Raw genomic sequence first — 19,555 nt, forward strand, 5'->3', positions numbered from 1 at the left:
TGGCAGCGAACGCGAATTATCGCAATCGCCTGAGAAAGGCATGGTCCGGTCACCGTAAACGCCCGCGATCGCGGCACACCTTCGAGACGATCATGACCGACACCCGCACTGCCCCCTACGCCGCCCTGCTGCTGCGGCTCACCCTCGGCGGCCTGTTCCTGGCCCATGCCGGGCTGAAGCTGTTCGTGTTCACGCCCGCGGGCACCGCCGCCTTCTTCGGCTCGCTCGGCCTTCCGCCCGCGTTCGGCTATGGGGTGATCGCCGCGGAAGCCGTCGGCGGCCTCGCCCTGATCCTCGGCCTCTACGCCCGCTTCGTCGCCCTGGCCCTGGTCCCGATCCTGATCGGCGCGATCGTCACCGTGCACGGCGCCAACGGCTTCTTCGCGCAGAATCCGGGCGGCGGCTGGGAGTTCGCGGGCTTCTGGGCGGTGATGCTGCTGGTCCAGGCCGGGCTCGGCGACGGCGCCTACGCCCTGCGGCGGGCGTGAGACGAAACCCATCGGGAGAGGGACCATGAGCGAACCGATCCATCCCGGCACCCGCATCGGCCACGTTCACCTCAAGGTGGCCGATCTCGAACGGGCACTGGGCTTCTATTGCGGCGTGCTCGGCTTCGCCCTCATGCAGCGCTTCGGTGCCCAAGCCGCCTTCGTCTCGGCCGGCGGCTATCACCACCATATCGGCCTCAACACTTGGGAGAGCGCGGGCGGCCCTCCGCCGCCGCCCGGCACGACCGGGCTCTACCACCTCGCGATCCTCTACCCGAGCCGGGCGGCCCTGGCCGACGCCCTGCGCCGGGTCGAGGCGGCCGGCCTCTCCCTCGACGGGGCCAGCGACCACGGCGTGTCGGAGGCGCTCTACCTGCGCGATCCCGACGGGAACGGGGTCGAACTGTACCGCGACCGCCCGGAGGCCGAGTGGCCGCGGGACGGGAAGGGCGATCTCACCATGGTCACCCGCCGGCTCGACCTCGCGGGCCTGCGGGCGGAAGCCTGACGCTTCTCCGCTTGACGGCTCTGCACCCGCGTGTACTTTGCAATGCAAAGCACGCTTCGACGCGGGAAGCTGAACCCCATGCGTGAGACCCACGGCGACCTCGACAGGGCCCTGGCCGACATCGTCGCGATCCGGATGCAGATCGCGCGGGACACGGCGTTCCGCGGGCTCGGCTCTGCCACGCTCGCGGCCACCGGCGCTCTGGCCCTCGTCGTCGCGGGGGCCCAGGCCCTGCTGCTCGACGACCCGACCGCGCGGCCGGTCGTCTTCTTCGGCCTGTGGGTCGCCGCCGCCGTCACCGCCTGCCTCCTGATCGGGTTCGAGGCGGTGCGCCGCTCGCGCCGGGTCCATTCGGGGCTGGCCGACGCGATGGTATTCAACGCCATCGAAGGCTTTTTGCCCGCGGGCGGGGCGGGCCTCTGTCTGGGGCTCGTCTTCGCCCGTTTCGCGCCGGACCAGCTCTGGATGCTGCCGGGCCTGTGGCAGGTTCTGGTCGGGCTCGGCCTGTTCGCCTCCGCCCGCATCCTGCCCCGCTCCGTGCCGCTGGCGGGAGCGTGGTACCTGCTGGCCGGACTCACGGTGCTGGCGCTCGCCAGCGAGACGCGCCACCTCTCGCCCTGGCTGATGGGCGTGCCCTTCGCGGTGGGGCAGGGGCTCGTCGCCATCATCATCCACCGCCATTCGGGCCCAGGTGACGGATCGACTGACGGATCGACTGACGGATCTGCCGACGGAGACGCCGATGCCGACCTCTGATCGCAGCGACGCCCGCTTCTCCTACGAGGGGCTCGACCGGATCATCCACGAGCGGGCGCGGCTCTCGGTGCTGACCTCCCTGGTCTCGCATCCCCGCGGCCTCGCCTTCCCCGACCTCAAGCGCCTGTGCGGGCTCACCGACGGCAATCTCAGCCGCCACCTCGCCGTGCTGCAGGAGGCCGACCTCGTCAGCCTGGAGAAGGGCTACGACCAGAACCGGCCGCAGACCCTCTGCCGCCTGACGCCCTCCGGGCGCACCCGCTTCCTCGATTATCTCGGGGTGCTGGAGCAGGTGGTGCGCGACGCCGCGCAAGCCGCTGGCAGGCCACAGAATGCCGCCGGCAGGCCGCAGAACGCTGCCGGCCGGTCCCAGGCCGCCGACGACCGGCCCGCCGGCCACGACCGTTCCGGCCTCGCCAAACCGGTCTGACGACCGCACTCCGACATCCCACCGAACGCCGCATCCCCCGCCTGTCCCGCACCTCGCCCGGAGACTTTACGATGCAAAGCCCTCTCGATCGCAGATCAGGCCTCCACGCGGCGATCATCATGGACGGCAACGGTCGGTGGGCGAGCGCCCGCGGCCTGCCGCGGGGTGCGGGCCACCGGGCGGGCGTCAAGACGATCCAGCGGGTGGCGGAGGCCGCCCCCGCTCTCGGCATCGGCACGCTGACGCTCTACGCCTTCTCCAGCGACAACTGGCGCCGCCCGGCCGAGGAGGTCGGCGGGCTGATGCGTCTGTTGCGGGCCTATCTGCGCGGCGAGACCGATCGGCTCGCCCGCAGCGGCACCCGCCTCACGGTGATCGGCCGCCGCGACCGCCTGCCGCCCGGCATCCCGGAGGCGATCGAGCGGGCCGAGGCCGCGACCGCGTCGGGCGACCGGCTGCACCTGCGCATCGCCGTCGATTACTCCTCGCGCGATGCGATCCTCGCCGCCGCCGCCCGGCTCGGGCCGGAGGGGCTCAGCCGCGAGGGCCTGAGCGAGGCCCTGGGGGCGGACGGGGATGTCGATCTCCTGATCCGGACGGGGGGCGAGAAGCGGCTCTCCGACTTCCTCCTCTGGGAGGCGGCCTACGCGGAGCTGCACTTCACCGACCGGATGTGGCCCGATTTCGGCGCCACCGACCTCGCTGCGGCCGTCGCCGACTTCACCGCCCGCGACCGGCGGTTCGGCGGACTGAACCCGCCCGCGGTGCCGCAGGCCGCCTGACACGCCCCAGCCACGGCCCGGCTGCCCGGGTGGTCTCGACGCAGGATTCGTCCGGTTCTGCGAACCCTCGCTCATGTCCGGTGCACACGATGAAGATCTTGCTCGTCAACGTGCCCCATCCGGCGATCGGCAGCCGGATCCCCGACGACCATCTGCCTCCGCTGGGTCTTCTCGCCATCGGCGGCCCGTTGATCGATGACGGGCATGCCGTCTCGCTCATCGACGCCGAGTTCGGACCCGTGCCGCTGCCGGACCTCGTCCGGGAGATCGTGGCGCAGGCACCCGAGGCGGTCCTGTTCGGTCATTCCGGCTCGACCTCGGGGCACCCGGTCATCGCGGAGGTGTCGTCGCGGGTGGCCGCGGCGATGCCGGGCGTGACGATCGTCTACGGTGGCGTCTTCCCAACCTATCACGGGCGCGAGATTCTCGAGGCCGAGCCCCACGTCGCCGCGATCGTGCGCGGGGAGGGCGAGGAGACTGCCCGGCGGCTCATGGCGGCGCTCGCGGCGGGACGGCCCCTCGGCACCGTGCCCGGCCTCGCCTACCGCGATGGCGACGCGATCCGCGATCCGCGAGACGGCGCCGGCCCGGCTGATCCGCGATCTCGACGCCTACCGGATCGGCTGGGAGCTGATCGACCATGCCCGTTACAGCTACTGGGGCGGCCTGCGTGCGGTCGTCGTCCAGTTCTCCCGCGGCTGCCCGCATCCCTGCACCTATTGCGGCCAGCGCGGCTTCTGGACCCGCTGGCGCCACCGCGATCCCGTCCGCTTCGCCGCCGAACTCGCCCGGCTTCACCGCGAGCACGGCGTGCGGGTGATCAACTTCGCCGACGAGAATCCGACCGTCTCGAAAAAGGTCTGGCGCACCTTCCTGGAAGCGCTGATTGCGGAGAACGTCGATCTCATCCTGGTCGGCTCGACGCGGGCGGACGACATCGTGCGCGATGCCGACATCCTGCCGCTCTACAAGCGGGCCGGGTGGGAGCGCTTCCTGCTCGGTCTCGAGAGCACCGATACGGCCACCCTCGACCTGATCCGGAAGGGCGCCACCACGACGACCGACCGCGAGGCGATCCGCCTCCTGCGGGCGAACGGCATCCTCTCCATGGCGACCTGGGTGGTGGGCTTCGAGGAGGAGCGCGACCGCGACTACTGGCGCGGCCTGCGGCAGCTCCTCGCCTACGACCCCGACCAGATCCAGATGCTCTACGTCACGCCGCATCGCTGGACGCCCTATTTCCGGCTTGCCGAGGAGCGCCGCGTGATCCAGCTCGACCGGCGGCGGTGGGACTACAAGCATCAGGTGCTCGCCACCCGTCACATGCCGCCCTGGCGGGTGCTGCTCTGGTTCAAGCTGATCGAGGTGATCCTTCAGGCCCGCCCGAAGGCGCTGGCGCGCATCTACCTGAACCGCGATCCCCGCCTGCGCCACGCCATGCGCTGGTACACGCGGATGGGCCGGCGGGTCTGGCCCCACGAGATCCTGGCTTGGCTGCGCGATCCGCTGACACGGACGGGCCCGACGGTCGCGGCGTTCTGGGGCAGGGGGCAAGAGCGGGAGGAGGCGATGGCCGTGCGCGCCGCGGCCCGATCCCATCCGGCTGGTCGCGAGGCCGCCTGACTGGACGAAGCCCCGCAAACGCCACATGCACGGGACCAATCCCGTCCCGAAGCTTCCAAAAAAGATTCCGATGCAGGCCGATCCGAACGCTGCGCCCCCCGCCCTCGACGACGAGACCCTCGCCTTCGCGGCGCGCCTCTTCCAGTACGCCCGGATGGGCCATGCGGAGGAACTGGCCGAGCTGTTCGGCCAGGGGCTGCCGGCGAACCTGCGCAACGACAAGGGCGACAGCCTGCTGATGCTCGCCGCCTATAACGGCCAGGCGGCGACGGCCCGGGTGATTCTGGAAGCCGGGGGTGATCCCGAACTCGCCAACGATCGCGGCCAGACCCCGCTCGCCGGCGCTGCGTTCAAGGGCGATGCGGACATCGTCCGGCTGCTGCTGGAGCACGGCGCGCAGGTCGACGGGGCCGGCGACGGCACCCGCACCGCGCTGATGGTGGCGGCGATGTTCGACCGCACCGAGATCGTCGATCTGCTGCTCGCCCAAGGCGCAGACCCGTCCAGGCGCGACGCTTCGGGGATGAGCGCCGCCGACATGGCCCGGCAGATGGGGGCGCAGAACACGCCGGCTCAGTTGGAACGGGCGCAAGGGGACCGAGCGGGCTGACCGGTTTCGGCGCGCCCAGCCTCGTGTAGGATCGGGCGCGAGCCGGGCGAAAGAACCCCGGAGGCGAGACACGCCGGGAGGGACGCCATGCCGGATGCGGTCGGGGCGATCGACCAGGGCACCACGAGCACGCGCTTCATCGTGTTCGACCGCCGGGGCACGATCCTGGCGCAGGCCCAGCGCGAGCACGAGCAGATCTTTCCCCGTCCCGGCTGGGTCGAGCACGACCCGCGGGAGATCTGGCGCAACACCCATGCGGTGATGCGTGAGGGGCTGGCCCGCGCCGGGCTGGCGCCGGGGGATTTGGCCGCCATCGGCATCACCAACCAGCGCGAGACCGCCGTGCTCTGGGACCGGCGGACCGGCGAGCCTCTGCACGATGCCATCGTCTGGCAGGACACCCGCACCGACCGGTCCGTCGCCGCGCTCGCCCGCGACGGGGGGCGCGACCGCTTCCGCGCCGTCACCGGCCTGCCGCTCGCGAGCTACTTCTCCGCCTCCAAGCTCGCTTGGCTGCTCGACCACGTGGAGGGCGCGCGGGCGAAGGCCGAGGACGGCACCGCCCTGTTCGGGACGATCGATTCCTGGCTCGTCTGGAATCTCACCGGCGGCCCGGATGGCGGGCTCCACGTCACCGACGTGACCAATGCCAGCCGCACGCAGCTCATGTCGCTCGCGACCCTCGATTGGGACGAGGCGATGCTCGGCGTGTTCCGCATCCCGCGGGCGGTGCTGCCGACGATCGTCTCCTCCAGCGCCGTGCTCGGCGAGGCCCGTGACCCGTTTCCCGGCGTGCCGCTCGGCGGCATTCTGGGCGATCAGCAGGCGGCGCTGTTCGGGCAGACCTGCTTTTCGGCGGGCGAGGCCAAGAACACCTACGGCACCGGCTGCTTCGCGCTGATGAACACCGGCCCCGCGCCCGTCGCATCGAGCGCCGGGCTCATCACCACCGTGGCCTACCGGCTCGACAGGCGCCCGCCGGCCTACGCGCTGGAGGGCTCCATCGCCATCACCGGCGCCCTGGTGCAGTGGCTGCGCGACAATCTCGGGCTGATCGGCGCGTCGAGCGAGATCGAGGGGCTGGCCCGCAGCGTCGAGGACAATGGCGGCGTCTACGTGGTGCCGGCCTTCTCCGGCCTCTACGCCCCGCATTGGCGCGACGACGCCCGCGGCCTCATCATCGGCCTGACCCGCTACGCCAATCGCGGCCACATCGCCCGCGCCTGCCTGGAGGCCACCGCCTACCAGACCCGCGAGGTGCTGGAGGCGATGGAGCGCGATTCCGGTTGTCCGATCGCCGAACTACGCTGCGACGGCGGCATGACCGTCAACGACCTGCTGATGCAGTTCCAGGCCGACATCCTCGACCGGCCGACCCTGCGCCCGAAGGTTTCGGAGACGACGGCCCTGGGCGCGGCCTATGCCGCCGGCCTCGCCACAGGGTTTTGGAAGACACTCGAAGATCTTCGCGACAACTGGGCCGTGGACAAGCGCTGGCATCCGCATATCCAGGCAGAAGAACGTCGGGCACTGTTCGCCGGCTGGAGCCGGGCCGTAGAACGCTCGTTCGGATGGGTCGAGGAGAACGCTTGATGGGTGCTCGGATACGCTCGCTTCGGACCGCTCTACTGGTATCGGCCTTGGCGCTGACCCCGCTCGCCGCCGGCCTTGCTCCGATCGCGGCCATGGCCGCGCCGGCCGCCGCCTATCCCGGCCAGCAGGAGGGCGACCACGTCGTCGAGAACTTCAAATTCGCGAGCGGCGAGAGCCTGGATCGGGTCAAGCTGCACTACACCACCCTCGGCACGCCGCATCGCGGCGCGGACGGCGAGATCGACAACGCGGTGCTCGTCCTGCACGGCACCACCGGCACGGGCAAGAGCTTCCTGATTCCGACGCTCGGGCCGGAGCTGTTCGGCGAAGGCGCGCCGCTCGACGCGCGGCGCTGGTACGTGATCCTGCCCGACGGGCTCGGTCGCGGCGGCTCCTCGAAACCCTCCGACGGCCTCAAGGCGCATTTCCCCCGCTACGGCTATGGCGACGTCGTGGAGGGCCAGCACCGGGTCGTCACCGAGGCGCTCGGCGTCAAGCATCTGCGCCTCGTGCTCGGCACCTCCATGGGCGGGATGCAGGCCTGGATGTGGGGCGAGCGCTATCCCGGCGAGATGGACCTGCTGATGGCGGTGGCGAGCCAGCCGATCCCGGTGAGCGGGCGCAACGCCCTGTGGCGGCGCCTCCTGATCGAGGGCATCCGCACCGATCCCGACTGGAAGGGCGGCGAGTACACCGCGCAGCCGCGCAGCTTCGGCCGCATCCTGCCGATCTTCAACATCATGACCGAGAGCGTGCTCGGCCTTCAGAAGCAGGCCCCGACCCGCGCGGCGGCCGACACCGCCTACGACAAGATGATCGCCGGCTACGAGAACAAGGCCGACGCCAACGACTGGCTGTACTGGTTCGATTCCTCCTACGATTACGACCCCTCGCCGGACCTCGAAAAGATCACCGCGAAGGTGCTCGCGGTGAACTTCGCCGACGACGAGCTGAACCCGCCCCAGCTCGACGTGATGAACGCAGCGCTGGCGCGGGTGAAGGACGGCCGCTTCGTGCTGGTTCCGACCTCGCCCGAGACGCACGGCCATCAATCCCTGCGCTTCGCGGGTCTGTGGAAGGGCTACCTCGCCGAATTCGTGAGACAGCCCGAGGCGACGACGGAGAAGGAGAGCTCGTCGGAGCGGCCGGAGGGCAGCCGGTAGAGGGGCCGGGCCGCCGGCCGAGCGGAGCCGGCGCCGAAAGCCATCCATCGGAGCCTGCCACAGGCCGTCGTGATACGGCGGCCAGCCTATCCGAGCCGGTGGCGCCGGCCGCCGCATGCACTTTCTTGCAGAAATCGAGAGAACCTTAAGTATTGCGTTGCAGGGTGGGGCATCTCAAGAGGCCAACCACACCCCCGGATCCATAATGCGCGTTTCCCTCAAGGCTGCCCTGGCGGGCTCGTTCAGCCTTCTGGCCGTGGTTGCTGCGGCCCAAGGCGGGATGAGCGTCATCAAGCTCTCGAACATCGATCACGAAGTCCGCGACATCGCCGACAATTGGCTGCCCTCGGTGGGATTGCTCGGCGACATCAGCACCGCGACGCGGGACGAGCGGGTGAAGACCTACCGCTACGTCGCCGCCTCGCCGACGGACCAGCTGCTCGCCGAGAACGAGAAGAGCGTGCGGGCGAGCCAGGCGGCCCTCGAAGCCCTGCGGCGCGCCTACGAGCCGCTGATCGCCTCGCCCGAGGAGCGGGCGCTGTACGAGCGCTTCGCCTCGACCTGGACGACCTATTCGGGTCGGGTCGAGGCGATCGTCGCCCTGATGCGAGAGGGGCGGCGGGCCGAGGCGCTGGCCCTGCTCACCGGGCCCGAGGCTCTGGGCCTCGCGCAATCCGCGACCAAGGCGCTTCAGGAAAATCTCGCCCTCAACAAGCGGGGCGCCAAGCAGAGCGTCGAGGGCGCCGTCGGCAGCGCGGCCTCCGCCACCGCCTCCGCCTGGATCGCCATGGCCGTGACCCTGCTCTCGGCGCTCGCCGCCGCCCTGTTCGGCTGGTTCGGGATCTCGCGGCCGATCACGCGGATGACCGGGGCGATGGGCGCGCTCGCGGCGGGCGACGCGGCGGTTGCCGTACCGGGACGGGGGCGCGGCGACGAGATCGGCGCCATGGCCGCAGCGGTGCAGGTGTTCAAGGACAACCTGCTCCGCACCCGCGCCCTGGAGGAGGAGACGCAGGCCGCCCGCGCCGGCGCCGAGGCGCAGCGGCGGGCCGCCGCGCGCGCCCTGGCCGACGACTTCCAGCGCGCTGTGGGCGGCATCATTGCGGGCGTGACCGCCGCCGCGACCGAGCTTCAGGCCACCGCCCAGCAATTGACCGCCAATGCCAGCCAGACCGCCGGGCAATCCGGCACGGTGGCCGCCTCCGCCGAGGAGGCCGCCTCCAATGTCGGCACCGTCGCCGCCGCGGCCGAGGAACTCGGCGCCTCGGTGCAGGAGATTGGCCGGCAGGTCGACGGCTCGGCCTCCCTGGCGCAGGCCGCGGTGGCCGAGGCCGGGCAGACGGCGATCCTCGTGCGCGACCTCTCCGAGGCCGCCGCGCGGATCGGCGACGTGGTGGCGATGATCTCGACCATCGCCGGCCAGACCAACCTGCTCGCGCTCAACGCCACGATCGAGGCGGCGCGGGCCGGCGAGGCCGGCCGCGGCTTCGCCGTGGTCGCGGCGGAGGTCAAGGAACTCGCCAACCAGACGGCGCGGGCCACGGACGAGATCACCGGGCAGATCGGGCGCATCCAGGGCGCGACGGGTCAGGCGGTCGCGGCCATCGACAGCATCAGCGGGCGCATCCGCGAGATCAGCGGCGTCGCCACCGGCATCGCCGCCGCGGTCGAGGAGCAGGGCGCGGCGACCCAGGAGATCGTGCGCAACGTCGCCCAGGCCGCGGGCGGTACGGAATCCGTCACCCGCACCATCGCGAGCGTGGCGGGTGCCGCCGAAGAGACCGGGGCGGCCGCCGCCCAGGTGCTGGCCTCCGCGACCGAGCTGTCGCGCCAGTCCGAGCATCTCGGTGCGGAGGTGTCCCGGTTCCTCGATACGGTTCGCGCGGCCTGAGGCGGGAACCGCTTTTCCAGGGCTCTGCCCTGGACCCGCCGAAGGGCATGCCCTTCGGGAACCCGTTACGGGCGAAAACCCTCGAAGATCATCTGGTCCGCGTGCTCGCGGGCCAGCGCCCGCTGTGCCTCGGTGCGCACGGTCCAGGTCATCACCGGCATGTTCCCGAGCCGGCGGCAGAGATAGGGGACCGGACCCGGCAGGTCGCCGACACGCCAGGACAGGAAGTGCGGGCGGCTCACATGGAGGTGGAGCAGGCCCGACAATTCGGCCCGCGCTGACGGCGCCAGCAGGGCGTAGTGCGGATCGTCCTGGCTCGCCTCGGCGACGATGCCGCGGGGCAGGCCCGGCACGATCTCGGCCAGCGTCGCGACGATGCCCGGATCGAACGACTTCAGCGCCACCGGGGCGTCGAGCCCGGCGACGATCTCGGCGGCGCGGCGGGTGAGCCGCCGGTCGCCGTCGAAGCGCGACTTGATCTCGACGATAACGGGGACGCGGCCCGCGACCCGCGCCAGGAAGTCCGGCAGCGTCGGGATGCGCTCCCCCGAACCGGCCACGGTCAGCGTGCCGAGTTCGGCCGCCGTTCGCGATTCCACCGGCTCGGATGCCTCGGTGAGACGCCCGAGCGCCTCGTCGTGGAACACCATCGCCTCGCCGTCGGCGCTGAGCTGCACGTCGCACTCGATGGCGTAGCCGCCCGCCACCGCCGCCTCGGCCGCGGCCAGCGTGTTCTCCGGGATGCCGGCGGCGCGGTCGTGCAGGCCGCGGTGGGCGATCGGACAGGCAATGAGCCAGTCCGGCGCCCGGTCCAGGGTCGCGCTCACGCGACCTCGAACATCGCCTCGACCTCGACCGCCGCGTCGAGGGGCAGTTCGGCGACCCCCACGGTCGAGCGGGCATGGCGACCACGATCGCCGAGGATCGCGACCATCAGGTCGGAGGCGCCGTTCATGATCGGGGCGAGGCCAGCAAAGCTCGGCACCGCGTTGATGAAGCCGCCGAGCCGCACGCATTGCACGACGCCGTGGTCGAGGTCGCCCACCGCCGCCTGGACCTGGGCCAGCACGTTGAGCGCGCAGAGCCGGGCCGCCGCGATGCCCTGCTCGGCCGAGACCTCGGCGCCGAGCTTGCCCTTGTGCGCCGGGTCGAGGGTGCCGTCCGGGCCGAAGCAGATCTGGCCGGAGATGACGACGAGGTTGCCGGTGCGGATATAGGGCACGTAGTTCGCGACCGGGGCCGCCGCCTTCGGCAGCTTCAGGCCGAGCGCTTCCAGACGTTCCTTGACCGAGTTCATCGCCGTCTCCCGCATGATGCTGCGGGGGTCTGAGCATGGGGGAGGGGCGACTCGCAAGGGGGAAGGGCGGAAGCCATCAGGGCAATCGGTCGAAGCCGCCTGAGCGGCTTCGCGGCGCGAAGAGCGCCGCGCGCAGCGGGCCTTTCAGGACCTCAGTCCTGAAAGGCGTCGAGCGGAGCGAAAGCCTGAGCCCGCGGAGGCGGGCGCCGGTGACTGAGGCAAGCAAAAAACCAGGGCGATCGCCTTTAAGCGATCACCCTGGCAAAGCCCTCTCAACCGGCGGTCTCCGTCGCCTGAGGCTCGACCCGCGGTGCCTCCGCGGAAAAATCGTAGCGCAGGTCGGCATGGGCCACGGTCGCCGGACGGTGGGCGACGATGACCCGCGTCATCTTCAGGTCGCGCAGCGCGGCGGCGATGACCGCCTCGGTCGGCTCGTCGAGCGCGCTCGTCGCCTCATCCAGAAACAGAATCTCCGGGCGCCGGTAGAGGGCGCGGGCGAGGATCACCCGCTGGCGCTGGCCGCCCGAGAGGGTCGAGCCCATGTCGCCGACCAGGGTCTCGAAGCCCATCGGCGTGCGGGCGATGTCGTCGAGGATCGCCGCGCGGGCGGCGCATTCGCGGATCCAGCCGGGATCGGGCCGCTCGTCGAAACAGGCGATGTTCTCGGCGATCGAGCCGGCGAACAACCCGTCATCCTGCATCACCCCGGCGATGCGGGCGCGGTAGGCCGCCAACCCTCCGGAGCGGATATCGCGGCCATCGACCAGCACGGCGCCTTCGGAGGGCGGCAGCAGACCCATCAGGATCTTCATCACCGAACTCTTGCCGCAGCCCGAAGGGCCGGTGATGGCCAGGCTTTCGCCCGGCGACACCGCCAGGCCGAGATTGCGGAACACCCAGGGCTCGTCGTCGCCGTAGCGCAGGGACAGGCCGACGGCGCGCAAGCCCGCGCCGCGCACCGGCGGACGCTCGCCGGAGGGAAGGAGGGCGGGGGCCGCGATCGGCGCCGCCGCGGCGGGCATGGGGGCTGCGGCCTCCTCCGGCTCGGTCATGACGATGTCCGAGAGGCGGTCGGTCTGCACGTTGAGCATCCGCAGCTGGAAGCCCGATTGGATCAGGTTGCCGATGCGGGTCGAGAACTGGTCGCGATAGGCGAGGAAGGCGACCAGCATGCCGAGCGTCATCGACTGGTCGATCACGGCGCGCGCCCCGAGCACCAGCAGGATCAGCCGGTCGGCGCCGAACAGGAACTCGTTGCCGCGCCCGAACACAAGGTCGAGCCGCTGCAGCCGCAGCCGGGCGTTCAGCGCCTGGACGAACTGGTTCATCCACGTGCCGCGGCGGCGCTCGCGCAGGTTCAGGAGCTTGACGCTCGCCATGCCGCGCACGGTCTCGATGAAGTGGCTCTGCTGGCGCGCCTCCGCGACGATCGCCTCCTCGGTGCCCTCGCGATAGGCCTTGTAGGCGGCGATCCGTAAGCCGGCGTTGAGCGCGGTGGCGGCGACCGCCACCAGGGCGAGCCAGCCGCCGTAGAGGAACAGCATGATCAGCATGCCGACCGACATCAGCCCGTCGAGCAGCGCCTGGACGAGATCGGTGGTGATGCCCTTCTGGATCGTCGCGAGCGTGCCGAAGCGCGAGATCACGTCGCCGACATGCCGCTTCTGGAAATAGTCGAGCGGCAGCCGCGAGAGGTGGTCGAACAGCGAGCCGGACCATTGGTAGTTCAGCTTCGTGCCCGTGAGCATGATCGCCCAGCTCCGGGCGACGCCGAGGCCGAGTTGCAGCACGAGCAGCAGGGCGAGTCCGAGCGCCACGACCAGCAGCAGATCGAGATCGCCGTTCACGATGACCTCGTCGATGACGATCTGCGAGGCGATCGGCATCAGGATCGCGACGAGTTCGATCCCGAGCGACAGGGCCAGGATCTGCATCATCGCCGCGCGGATGCCGGCCATGCCCCGGAACAGGTCGGAGAGCGCGAGGCCGCGCGCCGCCCGCTCACGCACGAAGCTCTGGTTCGGCGCCACCTCCAGGGCGACGCCGGTGAATTCGCGCGAGGCTTCCGCGAGGCTCAGGGTGCGGCGCCCGCGGGCGGGATCGTGGATCACGATCTCCCGGCGCCCGACCCGCGCTAGCACGACGAAGTGGTTGAGCCCCCAATGCAGGATGCAGGGCAGGCGCAGGCGGCCGAGATCGGGCAGTTCCACCCGCAGCGCCCGCGTCGAGAGCCCCAGGGTGCCGGAGAGATCCATGAGGTTTCGCAGCGTCATGCCCTTCAGCGAGAGGGCGTGGCGGGCGCGCAAGCTTCCGAGATCGACCCGGCGGCCGTGGTAGCCCAGCACCATGGCGAGGCAGGCCATGCCGCACTCGGCGGCCTCCGCCTGGAGCACGACCGGCAGGCGCCGCCGGAAACCGAATTGAAGATCCGACAGCAGGCTCAACGTGTCCCTCCTTCGGTGACGAGATCGACGCTGCGCTTGACGTGGTAGAGGGGGTCGAGGAGCCAGCGGTAGAGCGGGCGCTTCTCGAGCGCGATATCGGCCTCGACCCGCATTCCGGCCTCCAGCCGGCGTTGCTCGCCATAGGCCGTCACGCTGTCGGCATCCGGCCGCACGATGATGCGGTAGACGCCCCCGTTCCCCGCATTTTTGGCCGTGTCCCGCGCCGCCTCGGGCCGGGCGTCGCCTTCGAGCGGCGCGCGGGTCACCTCCGTCACCGTGCCCCGGTGCAGGCCGAAGCGCTGGAACGGGAAGGCGGCGTAGCGCAGCATCACGCTGGCGCCGGGCTCGATGAAGCCGATCGCCGAGGAATCGACGAACAGGTTGGCCTGCAGCCGACCCTCGCTCGGCAGCAGGGTGAGCAGGTTCGCCCCCGCCGCCACGGTCTGCCCGGCCTGCGCCCGGATCGAGGTAAGGATGCCGCGCTCCGGCGCGCGCACCTCGATGGCGCGGCGCGCCTCGCTCTCGGCCCGCTGCTGTTCGAGCTGCGCGGCGGTGCGGTCGAGTTCGGCGAGATCCCGGGCCAGGGTCTCGTCGAAGGTGGCGAGTTTGGCGCGCAGATCCCCGAGCTTGCCCTCGACCTGAAGCCCACCCTGGCGGAACTGCGCGAGTTGCGAACTGGCCTGGAGATAGAGGTAGTTCTGGCTCTGGAAGTCGGCCGCGCGGGCAAAACCGCGGGTCACGAGGTCGGCGAGTTCGTCGGCGCGGGATTTGAGCGGCGGCACCAGCTTTTCCTGGAGCGCGAGCTGCTCCTCGATCCTGGCGCGCTGCGCCTCCAGGTTGGCGACCTGCTCCCTCAAGCCCTCCTTCTCCGCGGTGGCCATGGCCGCGCGGGCGGCGCGCTGGCGCTCCACGCTCTCCCGCTGACGGCCGAGCTGGGCGATCACCCGCTCCTGCGTCGGGCCGCTCGCCGAGACCGCGTCGAGGTCGATGGTAAAGAGGAGCTGGCCGCGCTCGACCCGGTCCCCCTCCTTGGCGCCCGACGCGCTGACCCGCCCCGCCAACGGGCTCGCCACGGTGATGAGGCCGATATCGGGCGCGAGCAGGCCGTCGGCATGGACTCGGCGGGTGTAGCTGCCGAGCCAGGCGTAGACGCCGACGAGGACGGCGAAGGCGAGGCACAGACCGACCACGACGCGGATCGCCAGGGGCTGGATCACCTGGGCCTCGCCGAGCCAGGCGCTTCGCCGTGCCTCCACGACCTCGCGACGGAACAGGGGCGCGTTCACCGGGAAGCCTCCTCCGGGGTAGCGATCGAACGATCAGGTGCGTTGTTCTGACGCATGCAGGGCGTAATCCGCAACAGCATCAAATTCTTAGCCGGTCCGGCGGCGCGGACGGCCGGCTCCCCGGCCGGCACGTCAATTTTTGTCCCCCGCGCGGGCGGCGGCCCGTCCCGCCACACCCGTCCCGCGAGGGTCGATCGCGTGGGTCGGCCGAAGGGAAGGGGAGCGGCGCACGCGTAGGGCCGGGGGCGGCGCGCGGAGTCCGGATACGACCGTTGGTCGTGCTGTGAGAGAGCAAGATCTGTCCATCCGAGAGGTCCTGAGCCGATCACCCCGGACCGTATAACGCAGCCCGGGTTGCCTGCCGGAATAATATCCGTACCTTATCCAGCAGAGCGACGCACACCGGCGCTCTTATTCCACAGGAAGACAGAAATACAGAACGTTCTTCCAGTACCATTCGGACAAAGGAGAAAACCATGCAGCAGAACATTGATACGGTCCGCGAGCTGAACGCTGCGGAGCTGGATCAGGTCGGCGGCGGTCTGTCTCTCGGCCTCGATCTCGATCTCAGCAGCGAACTCGGGGCCGTGTCCGGTGTCGTCGATCAAGTGGGCGGCCTCGTCGGCGGCACGCTCGACACCGTGCTCGGCGCGGTGGGCGGTCTGCTCGGCGGCCTGCTCGGGAAGTAATCCGATTTCCTGACACGTCCTCCCACGGAAGCGGCCGCCCCCACCGCTTCCGTGGGCCTCGTGCGGGACGCGACGACCGGATGCGCCCTCGACGGGCGCTTCCGCCGCCGGCACGATCGACCCCGCGGGCCGAGGGAACAGCAGAGGGAACGACCGCGTAGGCGGGTCGTTCTCATCCGTTCGGATCGAAGCGTCGCCGTGACGGCGCCGTCGCCTCGGCTCCGGCGCAAGGCCGTCAATTGGCGGCCAAAGGGCGGCGAAGACCGCCCAGGCAACAAGAACACGGCAACAAGAATTCGAAGCGCGCCCCGGAGGCGCGTCAGCGAGAGGGAGAACGACGCGGCCGATGAGCGTTCCGTTCGTCAACGCCTCGGTGCAGGGCGATCTCAGCGCCCCGCCGGACCGAATTTTCGGCCAGATCCCCGCCAGCGGCCTCGACGGCATCGCCTTCCTCGATTTCGCCTACGAGACGGCGGGTTTCAGCACGCACCGGGTCGGTGGCCTTCTCGTCGGCACGTGGCACGGCGGCTGGTACGGCCTGAGCCGGACCACGCTCACCTTCAGCGACGGCCCGACCGGCAATGAGCCCTGCGACGAGCGCACCGGGGAGGCCTTCGTCCTGCGCGGGCCCGGCTATGCCGGCCGCACGCTCTGGAGCGGGCCATGCCGCGGGCGCTATCTCGCCTTCATGCCCGCCGCGGTGGAGCGGATGATCGAGGCGCCGCTCTCGCATCTCCGGATCGATTCGATCACCTGCGATCTCACCGAGCGGATGACCGTCTCCCACCTCCTGGCCGCCCTGGGGCAGGCGGCCAGCGGCCACGACAGCGCCGCGGACGCGCTTCTGGTCGACAGCGTGGCGCTCGCGGTGCTGCGCGCCTCCGGCGCCCTGTCGAGCCCGCCCTCCCGCAAGAGCGCGGCGCTCACCGCCCGGCAGGCGCGGCGGGTGCGCGACCTCGTCGCCGAGCGGATCGATGCGCCCCTGTCGCTCGGGGAGATGGCGGCGGTGGCGGGCCTCAGCGAGGGCTATTTCGTACGTGCCTTCAAGGGCACCTTCGGCGTGACGCCCTATCAATATGTGTTGCGCGAACGCGTGACGCTGGCGCAGTCGCTGATCCGCTCCGGCACGGTCTCCTTGAGCGAGGCGGCCCTGCGCGCGGGCTTTCCCGATGCGCGGCGGATGGGGCGGACCTTCCGCAAGATGATCGGGCGCTCGCCGACGGAAGCGACCCGGCTGCAGCGGGCCTGAGCCTCAAAAGCGGGTGCCGGACGGCACCGCGGCGCGTCGATTTCGGGCGGATCGCGGCGGCGCGGGCCGCCCCGGCGCCGTCCTGCGATTGACAGAAGCGCCTCGTTTCTTAGTAATCGCGCCCGTGCCGCCCGTCCCCCGAGGCGGCACTTTCTTTTGGCGACTTCGGGAGCCATTGCGTTCCCTGGATCGAGCCCGAGGAGACGGACCCGCGTGACCTCCGCCCTGCTGCCGACCTATGCCCGCGCCCCGATCGCTTTCGAGCGAGGCGAGGGCGCATGGCTGGTCGCCGAGGACGGCGACCGCTACCTCGATTTCGGTGCCGGCATTGCCGTCAACGCGCTCGGCCACGCCCATCCGCACCTGGTCGAGGCGCTGACCACCCAGGCGCAAAAGCTCTGGCACACCTCGAACCTGTTCCAGATCCCGGAAGGGGAGCGGCTGGGCCAGCGGCTCGTGGACGCGACCTTCGCCGACGTGGCCTTCTTCGCCAATTCCGGTGCCGAGGCCAACGAGGCCGCCATCAAGATGGCGCGCAAGTATCATGCGGCGGGCGGCCATCCCGAGCGCTACCGCATCATCACCTTCGAGGGCGCCTTCCACGGCCGCACGCTCGCGACCATCGCGGCGGGCGGCCAGCAGAAGTACATCGAGGGCTTCGGTCCGAAGGTCGAGGGCTTCGATCAGGTGCCGGTCGGCGATTTCGCTGCGCTGGAAGCCGTGATCGGCCCGGAGACCGCCGCCCTGATGATCGAGCCGATCCAGGGCGAGGGCGGCCTGCGGGTGATCTCCGGCGAGATCCTGCGGCGCCTGCGCGCGCTCTGCGAGGCGCACGGCCTGCTCCTGATCATGGACGAGGTGCAGACCGGCGTCGGCCGCACCGGCAAGTTCTTCGCGCATGAATGGTCGGGCGTCACGCCGGACATCATGAGCGCGGCCAAGGGCATCGGCGGCGGCTTCCCGCTCGGCGTCTGCCTCGCCACGGCCGAGGCCGCCCGCGGCATGACGGCCGGCACCCACGGCACCACCTTCGGCGGCAACCCGCTCGCCATGGCGGTCGGCAACGCCGTGCTCGACGTGGTGCTGGGTGACGGCTTCCTGGCTCATGTCGAGCGCATGGACCTGCTGCTGACGCAGAAGCTCGCGGGCCTGATCGACCGGCACCCCCACGTCTTCGCCGAGTTGCGCGGGCAGGGGCTGATGCGGGGCCTGAAGCTCAACCTGCCGAACACCGCGTTCACGGCGGCCGCCCGCGCGCGGCATTTGCTGGTGATCCCGGCCGGCGACAACGTGGTCCGCCTCCTGCCGCCGCTGATCGTCGGCGAGACGGAGGTGGACGAGGCCGTGGCCCGTCTGGAGGCCGCGGCGACCGATTTGGAGGCGCAGATGCGTGGGGCCGCCTGAGGGCGGCACCGCGAGCGTAGATTTTGAGATGACCACGACCCTGAACGGCAGCGGCCCGCATGTCCGCCACTTCCTCGACCTGAAGGATCTCTCCGCCGAGACCCTGCGCGGTGTCCTCGACACCTCCGCCGCGATGAAGCGCGTGCGGGTGAAGGGCCAGCGCGCGGTGGAGCGACCGCTTACCGGCAAGATGCTGGCGATGGTGTTCGACCGGCCCTCGACCCGCACCCGCGTCTCCTTCGACGTGGCGATGCGCGAACTCGGCGGCGACACCCTGATGCTGACCGGCAAGGAGATGCAGCTCGGCCGCGGCGAGACGGTGTCCGACACCGCCCGGGTGCTGTCGCGCTTCGTCGATGCGATCGTGATCCGGACCCTCGACCACGGCCTGGTGATGGAGCTGGCCGAGCATGCCGAGGTGCCGGTCATCAACGCGCTGACCAAGGCCTCGCATCCCTGTCAGATCATGGCCGACCTGCTGACCTTCGAGGAGCATCGCGGGCCGATCCGGGGTCGCACGGTCGCGTGGTCGGGCGACGCCAACAACGTGCTGGCGAGCTGGGTCCACGCCGCCGCCCGCTTCGACTTCACCCTCAACGTCGCCGCGCCGCGGGAACTGGCGATGCCGCCGGCCCTCGTCGATTGGGCCAAGCGCGAGGGCGCGCGGGTCAACGCCACCACCGACGCCTACGCGGCGGTCGAGGGGGCCGATCTCGTGGTGACCGATTGCTGGGTTTCCATGGGCGACGACGACGAGCATTTCCGCCACAACCTGCTCTCGCCCTACCGGGTGGATGCGGCGCTGATGAAGGCCGCGTCCAAGGACGCGCTGTTCATGCACTGCCTCCCCGCGCATCGCGGCGAGGAGGTCACCGCCGAGGTGATCGACGGTCCGCAATCGGTGGTGTTCGACGAGGCCGAGAACCGCCTGCACGCGCAGAAGGGCATCCTGGCGTGGTGCCTGGGCGAAGCGGCCTGAGCCGAGCCATCGATCGATCGTAAGCCGCCGCCCGGCCGTGCCGGGCGGCGGCGGTGCGTCAACGCTGATGGGTCCGTCGCGCGCGGCTGCGCTTCTTGTGCTCGCCCCGCACATGCCCACGGTCCCGCACATGCCCATGGTCATGCACGTGCGAGTGCCCGTGCCCGCGGTAGTGGCGGTGACGCTCCGGGTGATGTGCGTGGAAATGATGATCGTGGTGGCGGGTGTTCGGGTGCCAATCCACGGCTCCGACCGGACTGCCGGCCAGGACACCGCCGAACACCACGCCGGCTGCTAGCATGAGGACAAAACGCATCGGTCGCTTCCCGCTGTCGCACGGAGGTCGTGCACAGGCTCAAACGC

General features: G+C 70.8%; 18 protein-coding genes and 1 pseudogene. 15 read left to right on the forward strand and 4 right to left on the reverse strand.

Annotated elements, in window-relative coordinates; genetic code table 11:
• Positions 1–92: 92 nt before the first annotated feature.
• The 10 genes and pseudogenes from MSPGM_RS20470 (at position 93) to MSPGM_RS20515 (ending at position 9,844) form a co-directional block, all read left to right on the forward strand.
• Positions 93–488: a DoxX family protein gene (locus MSPGM_RS20470; RefSeq protein ID WP_003599620.1), complete on the forward strand. Its 396-nt coding sequence runs from the start codon at positions 93–95 to the stop codon at positions 486–488.
• A 25-nt stretch (positions 489–513) separates the two neighbouring features.
• Positions 514–996, forward strand: coding sequence for a VOC family protein (locus MSPGM_RS20475; protein WP_003599618.1), 483 nt, complete (start codon positions 514–516; stop codon positions 994–996).
• 78 nt (positions 997–1,074) lie between these two features.
• Positions 1,075–1,752, forward strand: a complete 678-nt coding sequence (locus tag MSPGM_RS20480) for a hypothetical protein (RefSeq protein WP_003599616.1) — start codon at positions 1,075–1,077, stop codon at positions 1,750–1,752.
• Positions 1,739–2,182, forward strand: coding sequence for a transcriptional regulator (locus MSPGM_RS20485; RefSeq protein WP_003599614.1), 444 nt, complete (start codon positions 1,739–1,741; stop codon positions 2,180–2,182). Before MSPGM_RS20480 ends, MSPGM_RS20485 begins: the two co-directional genes overlap by 14 nt.
• 71 nt (positions 2,183–2,253) lie before the next feature.
• On the forward strand, positions 2,254–2,964 hold the full coding sequence (locus MSPGM_RS20490; RefSeq protein WP_003599612.1) for a di-trans,poly-cis-decaprenylcistransferase: 711 nt from the start codon (positions 2,254–2,256) through the stop codon (positions 2,962–2,964).
• A gap of 89 nt (positions 2,965–3,053) precedes the next feature.
• A pseudogene (gene bchE / locus MSPGM_RS20495) lies at positions 3,054–4,587 on the forward strand (magnesium-protoporphyrin IX monomethyl ester anaerobic oxidative cyclase).
• Between the two features lie 70 nt (positions 4,588–4,657).
• Positions 4,658–5,197 carry an ankyrin repeat domain-containing protein gene (locus MSPGM_RS20500; protein ID WP_015857375.1) on the forward strand — a complete coding sequence of 180 codons (540 nt, stop codon included), beginning with the start codon at positions 4,658–4,660 and terminating at the stop codon, positions 5,195–5,197.
• Positions 5,198–5,284: 87 nt separating this feature from the next.
• Entirely contained in the window at positions 5,285–6,790 is a 1,506-nt protein-coding gene (gene glpK, locus MSPGM_RS20505; RefSeq protein WP_015857376.1) for a glycerol kinase GlpK, read from the forward strand.
• Positions 6,790–7,953 carry an alpha/beta fold hydrolase gene (locus MSPGM_RS20510; RefSeq protein WP_043766516.1) on the forward strand — a complete coding sequence of 388 codons (1,164 nt, stop codon included), beginning with the start codon at positions 6,790–6,792 and terminating at the stop codon, positions 7,951–7,953. Before glpK ends, MSPGM_RS20510 begins: the two co-directional genes overlap by 1 nt.
• Before the next feature lie 205 nt (positions 7,954–8,158).
• On the forward strand, positions 8,159–9,844 hold the full coding sequence (locus tag MSPGM_RS20515) for a methyl-accepting chemotaxis protein (RefSeq protein ID WP_015824204.1): 1,686 nt from the start codon (positions 8,159–8,161) through the stop codon (positions 9,842–9,844).
• A 65-nt stretch (positions 9,845–9,909) separates the two neighbouring features.
• Here the strand turns inward: MSPGM_RS20515 and MSPGM_RS20520 are convergent, their stop codons facing one another.
• The 4 genes from MSPGM_RS20520 to MSPGM_RS20535 all read right to left on the reverse strand — a co-directional run bounded on the left by MSPGM_RS20520 (position 9,910) and on the right by MSPGM_RS20535 (position 14,871).
• Positions 9,910–10,671 carry a glycerophosphodiester phosphodiesterase family protein gene (locus MSPGM_RS20520; protein WP_209688313.1) on the reverse strand — a complete coding sequence of 254 codons (762 nt, stop codon included), beginning with the start codon at positions 10,669–10,671 and terminating at the stop codon, positions 9,910–9,912.
• The gene (locus MSPGM_RS20525; RefSeq protein ID WP_003601986.1) at positions 10,668–11,141 is read right to left on the reverse strand and encodes a RidA family protein; all 474 of its coding nucleotides are present in this window, start codon (positions 11,139–11,141) and stop codon (positions 10,668–10,670) included. The genes MSPGM_RS20520 and MSPGM_RS20525 overlap by 4 nt, the downstream gene beginning before the upstream one ends.
• Positions 11,142–11,413: 272 nt before the next feature.
• Positions 11,414–13,585: a peptidase domain-containing ABC transporter gene (locus MSPGM_RS20530; protein ID WP_004447057.1), complete on the reverse strand. Its 2,172-nt coding sequence runs from the start codon at positions 13,583–13,585 to the stop codon at positions 11,414–11,416.
• Positions 13,582–14,871 carry an HlyD family secretion protein gene (locus MSPGM_RS20535; RefSeq protein WP_004447061.1) on the reverse strand — a complete coding sequence of 430 codons (1,290 nt, stop codon included), beginning with the start codon at positions 14,869–14,871 and terminating at the stop codon, positions 13,582–13,584. The genes MSPGM_RS20530 and MSPGM_RS20535 overlap by 4 nt, the downstream gene beginning before the upstream one ends.
• Before the next feature lie 476 nt (positions 14,872–15,347).
• Here MSPGM_RS20535 and MSPGM_RS20540 point away from each other — a divergent pair, with 476 nt between their 5' ends.
• The 5 genes from MSPGM_RS20540 (at position 15,348) to MSPGM_RS20560 (ending at position 19,490) form a co-directional block, all read left to right on the forward strand.
• Complete coding sequence (locus tag MSPGM_RS20540; protein WP_004447062.1) at positions 15,348–15,560, forward strand: hypothetical protein; 213 nt, start codon at positions 15,348–15,350, stop codon at positions 15,558–15,560.
• A gap of 346 nt (positions 15,561–15,906) precedes the next feature.
• Positions 15,907–16,809: a helix-turn-helix domain-containing protein gene (locus MSPGM_RS20545; protein WP_015857379.1), complete on the forward strand. Its 903-nt coding sequence runs from the start codon at positions 15,907–15,909 to the stop codon at positions 16,807–16,809.
• A 213-nt stretch (positions 16,810–17,022) separates the two neighbouring features.
• Positions 17,023–18,213 carry an aspartate aminotransferase family protein gene (locus MSPGM_RS20550; RefSeq protein ID WP_004447066.1) on the forward strand — a complete coding sequence of 397 codons (1,191 nt, stop codon included), beginning with the start codon at positions 17,023–17,025 and terminating at the stop codon, positions 18,211–18,213.
• A gap of 28 nt (positions 18,214–18,241) precedes the next feature.
• Positions 18,242–19,192 (forward strand): ornithine carbamoyltransferase, encoded by a 951-nt coding sequence (argF, locus tag MSPGM_RS20555; RefSeq protein ID WP_015857380.1) that lies wholly within the window; start codon positions 18,242–18,244, stop codon positions 19,190–19,192.
• 160 nt (positions 19,193–19,352) lie between these two features.
• On the forward strand, positions 19,353–19,490 hold the full coding sequence (locus MSPGM_RS20560) for a hypothetical protein (protein ID WP_182568870.1): 138 nt from the start codon (positions 19,353–19,355) through the stop codon (positions 19,488–19,490).
• Positions 19,491–19,555 lie beyond the last annotated feature (65 nt).

Source organism: Methylorubrum sp. GM97 (genome assembly GCF_024347855.1).
Taxonomy (GTDB): Bacteria; Pseudomonadota; Alphaproteobacteria; order Rhizobiales; family Beijerinckiaceae; genus Methylobacterium; species Methylobacterium extorquens.

Bases quoted from the DNA above. Each gene is read 5' to 3' on its own strand.
- MSPGM_RS20470 (WP_003599620.1), top strand. From the start codon at position 93: ATGACCGACACCCGCACTGCCCCCTACGCCGCCCTGCTGCTGCGGCTC.
- MSPGM_RS20475 (WP_003599618.1), top strand. From the start codon at position 514: ATGAGCGAACCGATCCATCCCGGCACCCGCATCGGCCACGTTCACCTC.
- MSPGM_RS20480 (WP_003599616.1), top strand. From the start codon at position 1,075: ATGCGTGAGACCCACGGCGACCTCGACAGGGCCCTGGCCGACATCGTC.
- MSPGM_RS20485 (WP_003599614.1), top strand. From the start codon at position 1,739: ATGCCGACCTCTGATCGCAGCGACGCCCGCTTCTCCTACGAGGGGCTC.
- MSPGM_RS20490 (WP_003599612.1), top strand. From the start codon at position 2,254: ATGCAAAGCCCTCTCGATCGCAGATCAGGCCTCCACGCGGCGATCATC.
- MSPGM_RS20500 (WP_015857375.1), top strand. From the start codon at position 4,658: ATGCAGGCCGATCCGAACGCTGCGCCCCCCGCCCTCGACGACGAGACC.
- glpK (WP_015857376.1), top strand. From the start codon at position 5,285: ATGCCGGATGCGGTCGGGGCGATCGACCAGGGCACCACGAGCACGCGC.
- MSPGM_RS20510 (WP_043766516.1), top strand. From the start codon at position 6,790: ATGGGTGCTCGGATACGCTCGCTTCGGACCGCTCTACTGGTATCGGCC.
- MSPGM_RS20515 (WP_015824204.1), top strand. From the start codon at position 8,159: ATGCGCGTTTCCCTCAAGGCTGCCCTGGCGGGCTCGTTCAGCCTTCTG.
- MSPGM_RS20525 (WP_003601986.1), bottom strand. From the start codon at position 11,141: ATGAACTCGGTCAAGGAACGTCTGGAAGCGCTCGGCCTGAAGCTGCCG.
- MSPGM_RS20540 (WP_004447062.1), top strand. From the start codon at position 15,348: ATGCAGCAGAACATTGATACGGTCCGCGAGCTGAACGCTGCGGAGCTG.
- MSPGM_RS20545 (WP_015857379.1), top strand. From the start codon at position 15,907: ATGAGCGTTCCGTTCGTCAACGCCTCGGTGCAGGGCGATCTCAGCGCC.
- argF (WP_015857380.1), top strand. From the start codon at position 18,242: ATGACCACGACCCTGAACGGCAGCGGCCCGCATGTCCGCCACTTCCTC.